We start from the raw sequence: 11,770 nt of genomic DNA, 5'->3' as shown, positions 1-11,770 counted from the left end.
GTTTACCCCTTGAAATCATATGCGTAATTGTAAGTAAGATTGTTTCAACGGCGAACGGCATGAGGGTGCACTTAATATACACAGCCAATTCTCGGCGCATTATCCAAAGCTATCATTATATGATGAAGGTGAAATTGGATTGTCGAATACAAGAAGGTGCACCTTACCCTATAAGGGCGATGATACCTAATCATTACTGTCGATGGGGATGGGCGCGCAGTATAATCTATTTAGGCGAAGAGATTGAGTTGGAGGCAGTGGGTTCTTTAGGTTTGCGAATTTAGTGTTTTGCGTTTGAAGCTGCATAAAAAACGGGCGGCCTCCCGAAGAAAGCCGCCCGCATATTTTGTCTAAGCTTTGGAAAGCTTGAGGGTTTGAGCTTAGAAGCCCATTCCGCCCATGCCACCCATTCCGCCCATGCCGCCCATGTCAGGCATGCCGCCACCAGCTGGTGCATCTTTAACAGGTGCATCACAGATTGCAGCTTCAGTTGTGATGATCAAGGACGCGATAGATGCCGCGTTTTGAAGAGAAGAACGCACAACTTTAGTTGGGTCGATAATACCAGCAGCCACAAGGTCACAGTATTCTTCTTTTTGAGCGTCAAATCCGTAAGAGATTGATTTTTCAGCAAGAATTGCGTTCACAACAACTGAACCTTCAACACCAGCGTTTTGAACGATTTGGCGTAGAGGTGCTTGAAGTGCGCGTGTAACGATGTCGATACCAGCTTGCTCGTCTTCATTAGCACCTTTAACTTTTAGGGCAGAAGAAGCACGAAGAAGCGCTGTACCACCACCAGGGACGATACCTTCTTCAACAGCAGCACGAGTTGCGTTAAGAGCGTCATCAACGCGGTCTTTACGCTCTTTAACTTCAACTTCAGTTGCACCACCAACTTTGATAACGGCAACACCGCCAGCAAGTTTAGCAAGACGCTCTTGAAGTTTTTCTTTGTCATACTCTGATGTTGTGTTTTCGATTTGCGCGCGGATTTGTGAAACGCGGCCTTCGATGTCAGCTTTAGCGCCCGCACCATCAACGATAACTGTGTCGTCTTTAGTGATAGAAACGCGTTTTGCTGTACCAAGCATTTCAAGAGATACGTTCTCAAGTTTGATGCCAAGGTCTTCAGAAATCACTGTACCACCAGTTAGGACAGAGATGTCTTCAAGCATTGCTTTACGACGGTCACCGAAACCAGGAGCTTTAACAGCAGCGATTTTCAATCCACCGCGAAGTTTGTTCACAACAAGAGTTGCAAGTGCTTCACCTTCAATGTCTTCAGCGATGATAAGAAGAGGCTTACCAGACTGAACAACAGCTTCAAGGATTGGAAGCATTGGTTGTAGTGATGTTAGTTTTGACTCGTGAAGAAGAATGTATGGGTCATCAAGAGCCACAGTCATTTTTTCAGCATCAGTGATGAAGTATGGTGATAGGTAACCACGGTCAAACTGCATACCTTCAACGACATCAAGTTCTGTTTCCAAAGACTTAGCTTCTTCAACAGTGATAACGCCTTCATTACCGACTTTTTCCATCGCTTTAGCGATCATGTCGCCGATTTCGCGCTCACCATTCGCAGAGATCGCACCAACTTGCGCGATTTCTTCGTTAGTTTTTACTTTTTTGGAGTTTGATTCCAAAGTTGTAACAACCTCAGCAACAGCTTTATCGATACCGCGCTTAAGATCCATTGGGTTCATGCCAGCAGCAACGCGCTTCATGCCTTCGCGAACGATAGCTTGCGCAAGAACTGTTGCAGTTGTTGTTCCGTCACCAGCAACATCGTTTGCTTTAGAAGCAACTTCACGCACCATTTGTGCGCCCATGTTTTGGAACTTGTTTTCTAGTTCGATTTCTTTAGCAACTGTCACACCATCTTTTGTTGTACGCGGTGCGCCAAAAGATTTGTCGATAACAACGTTACGGCCTTTAGGGCCAAGTGTTACTTTTACAGCGTTTGCAAGAATGTCGACACCTTCGAGCATTTCGTTGCGAGCTTCTGAACCGAAGTGTACTAGCTTAGCAGCCATGTTCGTATTCCTTTAATTTGAAAAATTGAAAATCTGAAAAGAGAAATTGAGTAGGGCGCTCTTTAGAAACAAAGAGCTGCGCGTCTTACTCAACGATACCCATGATGTCAGATTCCTTCATGATGATGAGCTCTTCGCCATCGACAGTTACTTCTGTACCGCCCCATTTTGCGAAAAGAACGCGGTCGCCAGTTTTAACTTCTAGTGCAACGCGGTTGCCGTCATCACCAATAACACCGTTACCAACTGCTACGATTTCACCTTCTTGTGGCTTCTCTTTAGCAGTATCTGGGATGATGATCCCGCCTTTAGTCTTAGCGACTTCTTCTACACGACGAACTAAAACGCGGTCATGAAGTGGACGAAATGCCATAATGAGACCTCTTTCAATTAAGGTTGCAAAAATCTGGTTTCGTTAGGCAGTTTAGATATGTGAGTTTTAGCACTCACCTAGCGTGGCTGCTAACGATGTATGGCATCTAAGATCACCCGCGCCCAACGTCAACAGGAGAGTGAATATATTTTTGGGGTATAATGTGAGAAAAATTTGACGAGGTGAGTATATATTTAAGCTGCATCCAGAGCCAATGCTGCTTCTAATTCTGTCGGGTCAATCTCAATAAATTGGGTGGTGCCGCGTAGGCCGGCGGCAGGACGTACGACCATAATCGTAGCTATATGAAGGTAAGCTTTGTCAGATGTCTTATCTTGCTGCTCTTCTTCTGTCTCTATTGTGTAGTCGCCAGCTGGCCATGTGCGATCCAAGCTAGGAAGAGAGAAGGGACGATGAAAGGTCACAAGTCTTTTGGAAATGCGATTGGCCATGAATATATCCATCCTGAATGTGTTGGCCCGTTTTTTATCGCGTCGCCAAATGTTTGTTTTTGGTAGATGTACACATTTATATATAGGGACTGTTCGCGTGGAATTCACGCTATGGGATGGATGTGTTTGTTTTTAAGTGTCGTTTGCCACGTTTGGTCGGCGTGAAACTGCTGTGCCTAGCAAGTGAGATTAATCCCCAGCGCACATGTTGGAAATGCGCTGGGGAAATGGGTTAGCTAAAGTCGAAGAAGCAAAGCTTGTTGCCGTCTAGGTCTTTCACATATGCACCGTAAAACATGTTATCAATGCGTTGGCCGGGGGCACCGTCACATGTAGCACCCAGTTTGATTGCTTTCTCGTAAAGTGCTTTGGCACCTTCCTTAGAGCCGCCCGGGAAGGCTACCGTTACACCATTACCTGGTGCAGGTGCTTCACCATTATAAGGTGTACAAACTGCGATCATAGGTTGGTCTATGTTTTTTCCGATCATTGCAATGCGGCCTGCATCAATAAGAACTTCAGCGTCAAAGAGAGCGCTATAGAATTTCTTAGAAGCGTCTAAATCTTTAACGCCAAGTGTTGTGTAACCGATCATGAGATGTCCTTTTTAGGTTGTGAAGGTGAGGGGTTATAGGGATGGAAGGTGGCCTGTCTTTACATAAATTAGACAGCCTTCTTTTGTGAAAGGAGTGTGAAGAGACATATGTGGGCTGCGTATCCAACTGCCTTTGGGGTAGTCACCAAATTCATCCGAAAACGTGCCCTCCAGCACGAGAATTTCTTCTCCGCCCCAATGTTTGTGTGCATTGAAAACTGTATTTGGGGCCCAACGTACTAAAGCACAGGATTCGCCTTCAAAATTGTGTAAAGGCAGAACCGTCAGTCCGGGAACTGTGCCGGGAAGGAAGGTTTCTGTCGTTGTGTTGCGCGTGAATTGGTGCGTGTCTTTTGGTTCAAATTGTTGAAGCTTTACGAAAATAACACACCCGTCTTTGGTGAAAGGCGTGTGCGATGAGCCAATAGGGTTTCGAACATATGTTCCGGCAGGATAGTCGCCATGTTCGTCGGAAAAAGTTCCTTCCAGCACAAGGAATTCCTCACCGCCATCATGGGTGTGGGAGCTAAAATAAGAATCTGGATCATATTTCACGAGACTTGTTGCGCGGGCGACTTCATCGCCAATTCTATCTAGCTTGCGCCGGTAGACACCTTTCATCGGGGATTCTTCCCACGGCAATTGGTTTGTGTCCAAGACAACTCTCTTAGAAAAATCAGCGTTGAGGTGCATGTTGATATCTTTCCAAATTAATCTATCTAGTAGTAGGTAGATAGCATAAATAAAAAACAAGCAAGTAAAAAATGTGTCGAATTGCTAAGAACACGGAAAGTTGATAAGCGGAGTCATGAGTAGTGCTTCCCAAATTTTAGACATTGCAGAACGTCGTATGCGACAAGTGGGATATAACGCGGTGAGTTATCGCGATATCGCCGCGGAGATGGGAATTAAAAGTGCTAGCTTGCATTATCATTTCCCAAAGAAGGAAGATATGGGCGTTGCGTTGGTGCGGCGGTATGCTGAAAACTTTCAAGCGGCTTTAGCACAAAACACAGCCAAGCAGATGACAGCAGAGGAAGATATATTCGCTTTCGTGGATAATTTTCGCACTGCCCTGAAAGAGCAAAATCTGGTGTGTTTGTGTGCGGTATTAGGGGCAGAAGCTGCAGGTATTCCAACAAGTGTTGCGGATGAGGTGAAAACCTTTTTTGTGGCGAATATAGAATGGCTTTCTTCACGCTATGCGCAGCTGGGTGCAAGTGCGCCGCTTAGACAAGCGAAGATGACCCTTTCTTTGCTGGAAGGCGCAATGATTACAAGTCAGGTCAATGGCGATGAGAGTATCTTTGACGCGGCTGTAGAGTTTATTCATAGCAGTGTGCCAAAGTCCTGAGACGACATTTAAGATGTGACAATTAGTGCTGAAGAATTGACTTTTAATTGCGAAGCTTTCGCAGTAAGTCATTTAATATGAAAATGACAAATCCAATGTTTCGGTCGCGTTTTATGGTGTTATTCATGTTGATAACAACACTGTTTACGACGCCTGCTTTTATAGAGAGGCATGACCATTCTGGGGAAACCGGAGCGCAACATTTGGAGCTGGTATCTGTCGAGTTGAAATCGGGTCTAAAACATCAGTTGGATCAGCCTCATCACATACATTCATGCGGTATGTGTCATATGCATGGTTTTGTGGCGACGATAGTGCGAATGATGGAAGTGCATTCTTTTGAGCAAATGCATATGATGCAGCTTATTGGAGCCGAATTGTCTGGTTTTCCAAGCCACCAATTTCGCCCACCACGTTCTTAGAATTTAGCAAGCGCAGGGCTATCAGCCCTTATAAATTGTTATTTCTAAGAGAAAATTATGTTCAAGAAATCTATTGGGGCACTCGGTGTCCTTACCTTTGGCTATATGAGTAGCGGGGCCAATCCTGCTATGGCGTTGGATGTATCTGCGGCAACACAAGAGAGTTCTGAAATTGATCTGCATTTAGATCATGATGAAGAGGGGCATGATGATGCGCACGCACATGAAGATGGCAAGCAAGACACAATCATTGTTGAGGCGACGCGCTTAGGCCGACGCGTTCAAGATGAACCCATGCGTGTTGAAGTGATCAACCGTGAGGAAATTGAAGAAAAAGCGATAATGCGTCCGGGCAACATCTCCATGATCGTTGCTGAAACGGGCGGCGTGCGAGTTCAGACGACATCTCCTGCTTTAGGCTCTGCCAATATTCGAATGCAGGGAATGGCTGGGCGGTATACACAATTGCTCGCCGATGGCTTGCCCCTTTATGGCGGCCAAACAGCCTCGATTGGATTATTGCAAATTCCCCCCACAGATTTGCGCCAAGTTGAGGTGATAAAAGGGTCTGCTTCTTCACTGTATGGCGGATCTGCGCTTGGGGGTGTTGTTAATCTGGTATCACGGCGGCCAAATGAGGTTGCTGAAGGTGAAGTGTTATTCAATGCGACTACGCAGAATGGGCAAGACTTAACGGCCTATTATTCGACGCCTTTGAGTGAAGGGTTTGGTGCGTCCATAACTGCTGGTGCCCACCGGCAATCAGAGCAAGATTTAGATTCTGATGGCTGGATTGATCTATCTGGATATGAGCGTTTTACCGCTCGCCCACGTGTGTTTTGGGAGGGAGCGAACGGCGCAAATGTCTACTGGACAGCCGGTGCGATGAAAGAAGAGCGTCAGGGCGGTAATATTGCTGGGCGTATGGTGGCGGATGGAAGTGTCTTCCAGCAAAATCAAAATAGTATGCGCTTTGACAGTGGTTTGATTGCTGAAATTCCGCTGAATGATGGGATAAACGCTAATTTCCGAGCATCTGGAATGGTGCAAGATCATGAGCATTTATTTGGTGATCTTCGTGAAGATGACACGCATGAGAGCTATCTGGTTGAAGCATCCGTCTCTGGAACACTTGGGAACACAGGGTGGATTGCTGGGCTAGCCAACCAAACGGACGTATTCAGATCGGACATATTTCCAGATTTTGATTATTCTTATGAAGTGCCCGGACTTTTTGCTCAAATTGATCAGGATGTTTTTGACGATCTTTCTTTCTCCGCAAGTGGGCGTATTGATGAGCATAGCGAATATGGCACGCAGTTTAGTCCACGTGTCTCGGTTTTATACCGTCCTGGGGATTGGACTATTCGTGGTTCTGTAGGGCAGGGTTTCTTTGCGCCAACGCCATTTGTTGAAGCGATAGAGGCGGCGGGGCTTTCAAGGCTTGATCCGCTAAGTAATCTGCAAGAAGAAACAGCCAAAACTGCATCGCTTGATATTGGATATCGGATGGGGGCAGCCGAGGCGAATATCAATATGTTTGCTTCTGATGTCGAAAATAGCGTCCAGCTTGAAGAATATGCTTCCACTAATACGGGCGTAAACGATCGCGTTCGGTTGGTGAATGCGGAAGGTATGTCACGTATTCGCGGGTCAGAATTTTTGTTGCGCTACTATCTGGGCGACTTCAAAGTGACAGGAAGTTATCTCTATTTAGATGCGACTGAGATAGATGTGTCATCAGGTGTACGTAAAGAGATTGAGCTAACTCCAAAACATTCAGCAGGCTTTGTTGCAATGTGGGAGCAGCATGATCGCGGCCGTGTTGGGTTTGAGGCGTATTATACGGGTAAGCAAAAACTGGAAGGAAACCCATATCTTTCCGAAAGCAAACCATATGTTCATTTGGGGCTATTAGCTGAAGCTATTTTTGGGCGGGTGAGCGTGTTTATCAATGCTGAGAACTTGCTTGACGTCAAACAAACAGATGAACACCCGCTCGTATTGCCAAATCGTGCGGCGGATGGGCAATGGACGACTGATATCTGGTCGAGAAATGACGGCTTTATTCTCAATGGTGGGATACGATTGAAATTTGGCGGCTAGATTTAGCCCATGTTTCAATGAAGTGCTTGGTATTTTAGAGCCATAAAAAGTGCATTTATTGGGAGCAGCAAAAGTGTTGCTCCCAATAGTTTCGAGTATTGGAATATCGTTTCTTGTGGGGAATAAAGGTTAGCTAAACAAGTCTTGCGCCATTTGGCACTTTCGTGTCGGGGCCGCCGAGAATGATTTTCCCGTCCGAGTCTGGAAAACCCAGTGTCAAAACCTGCGACATAAATTTCCCGATTTGGCGTGGCGGGAAATTGACGACAGCCATGACTTGTCGGCCAATTAAGTCTTCAGGAGAATAATGTTCTGTGATTTGAACAGACGTTTTTTTTGTGCCAATGCCTTCGCCAAAATCAATCAAGAGTTTGTAAGCGGGTTTGCGCGCGCCTTCCAAAGGGGCGGCCTCTAAGACTGTTCCAATACGGATGTCTACTTCCCGAAAACGCGCAAAATCTATTTCGGCTTCGGCAGGGGAGTTTGGTGCGTCTACTTTATGCATGGTGACAATATCTTATTGGTCTTTGGGTTAGGCGGGTAGGGACCATTCTTTACGGAGTAAGTCGGCCAAAATTTTGCGTCTCTTTTTGACAATTTCCGGTGTCCACTCTTCGTAGGATTGGATGTCTTTGCTCAGGGCGAAACTTGGCTCACCATTCCTAAAGTAGATTCCGCGTTTGATGTTAAAATCATTGCGATCTGCTTCTTGGTTTTCTGCATTTGTGAGCAATGTAAAATTGCCCAAGCAATCAACCAATTCTCTGTGTTCGTTGGATGATTTCCATGTTTTGGACCAATAAGAGTTTGCAGGAATATTGCGCGGTAAGACATGCTCAAGCGTTGCATCAGAATCATGAGCTACAGCGACGCCATTATTTACAATCGAGTTGACCCGAATGCTGAGTGCGCGACGCTGGCGATAAGTTGCAAAACGCCCCTCTACACGCTCACTCAGAATAGTCGCTTCATCAGGTGTGAGGTCTAGGGGGGATTCTTCTGCATCAAGATTTTCACCCGCCTCGATTGCTTTTGCTATACGGTTATAGCGGCGTAATCTGAAATTACCGTCGGGCTTGGTAAATTGCATAGCAAATGCGACGCGCTCAATGCGTTTGAAAAAGCGTTCTAATGCATCGGGAGATAAGTCTCCAGACATCATGTATTTCAGCACAGGAATACGCCAACTGGAGTGTTCCAAACTGCGAAGATGAAGCATGTGATTCCATGCGCCGCGCGAGAAACCCTGTCCAGGTTGGCGTAAGCCAAGGATAAGTTCAAAAGCATCAACATAACGCGGCAGCATGTCTTCTAAGAAAACACGTGCAGTTATCTCAGGAACGATGTGGTCGCGATACCCAGATAGAATATCATCTCCGGGTTTGCCGTGAATAGTCCAAATAAATTTGAGTAGTTCATCAAACCCAGTTGAATTTAAGCGGCGGCCAAATTTGTTCCACGCGATAGAATGTATGGCGGCGTCATCGACACCGAAACCGGCAAGTTCAAAGAGTTCAGATTTGAGAATATCGTTCGCGCTGGGTTGCTTACCGCGTGTGTTGAGGACACGAAAAACCGTATATCCCATATCGCGATCTTCGACTTTGACGCGTACAAGTCCGCACTGGCGGAATATATATGTTGCCAGCTTTGAGCGTTCCTCAACGCTCATTTCACCAAGATATTCGCGCATAGCCTGCGTGTTGCTTAGTATGTGCTGCGGGGTCTCACTAGAGGTAATATAGTGTTCAGCTTCAGGTGTTGCGCCGCGCTTTTGGATAACTTCTCGAAAAATTGGCGTATCAACATTGTTCAGCGTCAAACGCCATTGCTTCGCGCTTCGCATTAATTTGGGCGGCGTTTCCAGCATTTCGTGGAGGCGGTTGGACTCATCTTTTAGAGGAGAAAGGTCACGCAAAATCGCAAATAGCATGGAGAGAGTTGCAAGACGTTGCTGTCCATCCACCACTTCAACGGGGTCTTTGGCAGAGTTTTGAACGACAACTATCGCGCCGAGGAAATAGGGACGGTTACGTTCAGCAGCATCCTGAAGGTCACCAATCAATTCAATTGCTTCTTTTTCAGTCCACGAATAACCGCGCTGATAGGGCGGCATTAGGAGGCTGTCTGCTTCAGAAAACAGTTCACGCACAGATATTTCCTGTGCTTTAAACCCTAAACTCATAACATATCCCTAGTCTAGATAGCCTGAAATTGCGGCTACCCAATCTACTCTTAATGTGGCCTCATATAATGAAGCCTAGCCTTATCCACCTCAAACACTCGTAAGAAGTTCAAAATGAAGCTTGCTCTGTTTTCTTCCCCGACGACATCCACACCAGCGCCCCGATTGGGAGTTGTGGTTAATGATACCGTATTAGACGTGAGACAAAACGCTCCTTTTTTGTCTACGTCAATTGTGGATATCATTAGAAATTGGGAGGATACACGGACAATTCTTGAACGTGCCCAAAATGATGCACCAAAATATGCATTAAGCACGGTTAAGTTGCATGCGCCAATACCTAGACCCGTTAAAGTTATGGCGATTGCTAAAAACTATGCGGCACACGCAGCAGAGATGAATGGCGAAGTTAGCCCGGTTCAAAATTGGTTTTGCAAGCAAGTCACCTCTATAAACGACCCATTTGCACCCGTTATGATGCCCGTTGTTTCCGATCAATTGGATTATGAAGCAGAGTTAGTCGTCGTTATCGGTAAGTATGGGCGTAATGTTCCTGCCAATCGTGCGCACGAAATAATCGGCGGTTATATGGCTGGATGTGACTACACTATACGAGACTGGCAAAAGGCTGTGCCCAATTTCACAATGGGGAAGGGCTTTGACTCGCATGCTCCAATTGGGCCTTATCTTGTTACACCCGATGAAATTGAGAATATAGAAAATGTGCGCATTCGTTGTTATGTGAATGATGAACTGCGCCAAGATGGCTGCGTGAAAGACATGATGTTTTCAATCGCAGACCAAATTGCGCACTTAAGTGCAGCTATGACCCTAGAGCCGGGTGATATCATATTTACAGGAACACCTGCGGGTGTGGGGCAAGGATTTAAACCCCCGCGTTATCTTAAAGTGGGTGATCAAGTGCGTGTTGAAATAGATGAAATTGGCGCGATGTCAGCAGAAATTATGGCCGAATCTGGAGAGTGTGTTATCTCTACTTCCAAACATGCTTAACAAAGCATAGGGCGAAGGAATTAGACTGTGAGTCAGATTGTGGGACGATTTGTAATTATCAGCCTTTTGATTGCGGCGGTTTTAACGGGGCTTGCCTTGCTTTTTATGCAGCAACCGGGCGTGCGTTTATCAAAATTTGAGCAGGCGCAAGTCAATCGCTTCGCGGATGCCAAGCCTGAGACACCTCCATTGGATGCAATTGTTGTTACGCCATGTGCACAAGGGGCGTGCTTATTGGTTCAAGTTGCAGGGCGTGATTTTGTTATTGGTGCTGCCCAAGGTGCTGCTGATGGCCTGCTAAGTCATGGGCTTCTGTCGGGCAAACTTGATGGTGTGATTTTAACTGATCTTGCATCCGAGCAGATTGAAGGGCTTACGGGCTTGCGTGATCGCTCCCTTGAAGCTGGCCGCAAGGAATTGCTTAAAGTCTATGGTCCCTCGGGCGTTGAGCGCGTTGTAGAGGGGCTGAACGCTATGCTGGAGACATCTGATGTAGATCGCTCTGTGCGCTTTGGGCAGGGGGTGTTGCCTTTTGAAGTTGCACCTGCTGAGGCAATTATTGTGGATGAAGATCCCACTACGCAAAAATTCATAGATACAGGCGTTTTGCAAATTTATGCTATTCCTGTTCAGTCTACTGTGATGGGAAATGAGCTATTATATCGGTTTGATTATGAAGGCCAAACCTTAATCATAGGCGGGTGCGGTGCGCGCTTGGGAGATGTGAAGGCTGCATTGGATGTGGCGGGTGTTGAGACGCAGGGGGAGGCTGTAAATCCTGTGCTTGTCTTGCCGGCGGCGTCGCCTGAGCAATTGGAAATAATTCGTACACAAGCAAAAAATGCTGGCTTTATTCGTGAAAGTCGGTTTGCAACTGTGCCAGCAGATAAATGTCTGACGGCTAAAGGTTTGGCAAATGTGCAATCGAATATTGGGGCAAATCTTGCTATCGCAACACCATTATTTCCTGCGCCAGTATCCTTAGCAGAGGTGCGAATCTGGGAAAATGAGATTCGTTCAGCAAAGGGTAAAAGCGAAACTGAACTAGAAATTGGTAGGGTTTGGGCGTCTCGGACACTCGAGAAATAATTTATCCACAAAAACAATCGTCTATTGATTGGGTGTGAAATACGCACCCAATTGTAGAGACTCACACTCAATTGAATGTGCTGTGCTGAGTTCTGAGCAGTTTATATGTATTTGATTTTTATTGGGAAAGTGCGGCGGGAG

Annotated in this window: 12 protein-coding genes; 5 read left to right on the top strand and 7 right to left on the bottom strand. The window is 46.2% G+C overall.

The genetic code is table 11. The annotated features are described in order from the left end of the window. Positions 1 to 380: 380 nt before the first annotated feature. From groL to ACFQS8_RS05855, 5 genes are all read right to left on the bottom strand, one after another. The gene (groL, locus tag ACFQS8_RS05875) at positions 381 to 2,039 is read right to left on the bottom strand and encodes a chaperonin GroEL (protein WP_382166330.1); all 1,659 of its coding nucleotides are present in this window, start codon (positions 2,037 to 2,039) and stop codon (positions 381 to 383) included. An 85-nt stretch (positions 2,040 to 2,124) separates the two neighbouring features. After that, the gene (groES, locus tag ACFQS8_RS05870; RefSeq protein ID WP_382166329.1) at positions 2,125 to 2,412 is read right to left on the bottom strand and encodes a co-chaperone GroES; all 288 of its coding nucleotides are present in this window, start codon (positions 2,410 to 2,412) and stop codon (positions 2,125 to 2,127) included. 194 nt (positions 2,413 to 2,606) lie between these two features. Further along, positions 2,607 to 2,864 carry a hypothetical protein gene (locus tag ACFQS8_RS05865; protein ID WP_382166328.1) on the bottom strand — a complete coding sequence of 86 codons (258 nt, stop codon included), beginning with the start codon at positions 2,862 to 2,864 and terminating at the stop codon, positions 2,607 to 2,609. Positions 2,865 to 3,096: 232 nt separating this feature from the next. Then, positions 3,097 to 3,459, bottom strand: a complete 363-nt coding sequence (locus ACFQS8_RS05860; protein WP_382166327.1) for a VOC family protein — start codon at positions 3,457 to 3,459, stop codon at positions 3,097 to 3,099. 33 nt (positions 3,460 to 3,492) lie between these two features. Next, positions 3,493 to 4,152: a cupin domain-containing protein gene (locus tag ACFQS8_RS05855; protein WP_382166326.1), complete on the bottom strand. Its 660-nt coding sequence runs from the start codon at positions 4,150 to 4,152 to the stop codon at positions 3,493 to 3,495. Between the two features lie 115 nt (positions 4,153 to 4,267). Between ACFQS8_RS05855 and ACFQS8_RS05850 the strand changes: the two genes are divergently transcribed. The 3 genes from ACFQS8_RS05850 (at position 4,268) to ACFQS8_RS05840 (ending at position 7,341) form a co-directional block, all read left to right on the top strand. Then, the gene (locus ACFQS8_RS05850) at positions 4,268 to 4,813 is read left to right on the top strand and encodes a TetR/AcrR family transcriptional regulator (RefSeq protein WP_382166325.1); all 546 of its coding nucleotides are present in this window, start codon (positions 4,268 to 4,270) and stop codon (positions 4,811 to 4,813) included. 125 nt (positions 4,814 to 4,938) lie between these two features. Next, positions 4,939 to 5,235, top strand: coding sequence for a hypothetical protein (locus ACFQS8_RS05845; RefSeq protein ID WP_382166324.1), 297 nt, complete (start codon positions 4,939 to 4,941; stop codon positions 5,233 to 5,235). A 57-nt stretch (positions 5,236 to 5,292) separates the two neighbouring features. Continuing rightward, positions 5,293 to 7,341, top strand: a complete 2,049-nt coding sequence (locus tag ACFQS8_RS05840) for a TonB-dependent receptor plug domain-containing protein (protein ID WP_382166323.1) — start codon at positions 5,293 to 5,295, stop codon at positions 7,339 to 7,341. A gap of 133 nt (positions 7,342 to 7,474) precedes the next feature. On the opposite strand, the gene ACFQS8_RS05835 is transcribed toward ACFQS8_RS05840, so the two are convergent. Next, complete coding sequence (locus ACFQS8_RS05835; RefSeq protein ID WP_382166322.1) at positions 7,475 to 7,846, bottom strand: tRNA-binding protein; 372 nt, start codon at positions 7,844 to 7,846, stop codon at positions 7,475 to 7,477. A gap of 27 nt (positions 7,847 to 7,873) precedes the next feature. Further along, a complete protein-coding gene (locus tag ACFQS8_RS05830) occupies positions 7,874 to 9,526 on the bottom strand; it encodes a DUF262 domain-containing protein (RefSeq protein WP_382166321.1) in 1,653 nt (550 codons plus the stop codon). A 219-nt stretch (positions 9,527 to 9,745) separates the two neighbouring features. On the opposite strand from ACFQS8_RS05830, the gene ACFQS8_RS05825 reads away from it, so the two are divergent. Then, positions 9,746 to 10,540 (top strand): fumarylacetoacetate hydrolase family protein, encoded by a 795-nt coding sequence (locus ACFQS8_RS05825; protein WP_382166320.1) that lies wholly within the window; start codon positions 9,746 to 9,748, stop codon positions 10,538 to 10,540. A 27-nt stretch (positions 10,541 to 10,567) separates the two neighbouring features. After that, a complete protein-coding gene (locus tag ACFQS8_RS05820) occupies positions 10,568 to 11,629 on the top strand; it encodes an MBL fold metallo-hydrolase (RefSeq protein WP_382166319.1) in 1,062 nt (353 codons plus the stop codon). Positions 11,630 to 11,770 lie beyond the last annotated feature (141 nt).

The sequence above is a fragment of the Hirschia litorea genome (genome assembly GCF_042665075.1).
Lineage (GTDB): Bacteria > Pseudomonadota > Alphaproteobacteria > Caulobacterales > Hyphomonadaceae > Hirschia > Hirschia litorea.
Note: the sequence above shows the minus strand (reverse complement) of the source record. Positions and strands in the feature narration are given on the sequence as shown.

Excerpts from the sequence above, each read along its gene's own strand:
- ACFQS8_RS05845 (WP_382166324.1), top strand. The coding sequence starts at position 4,939 with ATGTTGATAACAACACTGTTTACGACGCCTGCTTTTATAGAGAGGCAT.
- groL (WP_382166330.1), bottom strand. The coding sequence starts at position 2,039 with ATGGCTGCTAAGCTAGTACACTTCGGTTCAGAAGCTCGCAACGAAATG.
- ACFQS8_RS05840 (WP_382166323.1), top strand. The coding sequence starts at position 5,293 with ATGTTCAAGAAATCTATTGGGGCACTCGGTGTCCTTACCTTTGGCTAT.
- ACFQS8_RS05835 (WP_382166322.1), bottom strand. The coding sequence starts at position 7,846 with ATGCATAAAGTAGACGCACCAAACTCCCCTGCCGAAGCCGAAATAGAT.
- groES (WP_382166329.1), bottom strand. The coding sequence starts at position 2,412 with ATGGCATTTCGTCCACTTCATGACCGCGTTTTAGTTCGTCGTGTAGAA.
- ACFQS8_RS05860 (WP_382166327.1), bottom strand. The coding sequence starts at position 3,459 with ATGATCGGTTACACAACACTTGGCGTTAAAGATTTAGACGCTTCTAAG.
- ACFQS8_RS05830 (WP_382166321.1), bottom strand. The coding sequence starts at position 9,526 with ATGAGTTTAGGGTTTAAAGCACAGGAAATATCTGTGCGTGAACTGTTT.
- ACFQS8_RS05855 (WP_382166326.1), bottom strand. The coding sequence starts at position 4,152 with ATGCACCTCAACGCTGATTTTTCTAAGAGAGTTGTCTTGGACACAAAC.
- ACFQS8_RS05850 (WP_382166325.1), top strand. The coding sequence starts at position 4,268 with ATGAGTAGTGCTTCCCAAATTTTAGACATTGCAGAACGTCGTATGCGA.
- ACFQS8_RS05865 (WP_382166328.1), bottom strand. The coding sequence starts at position 2,864 with ATGGCCAATCGCATTTCCAAAAGACTTGTGACCTTTCATCGTCCCTTC.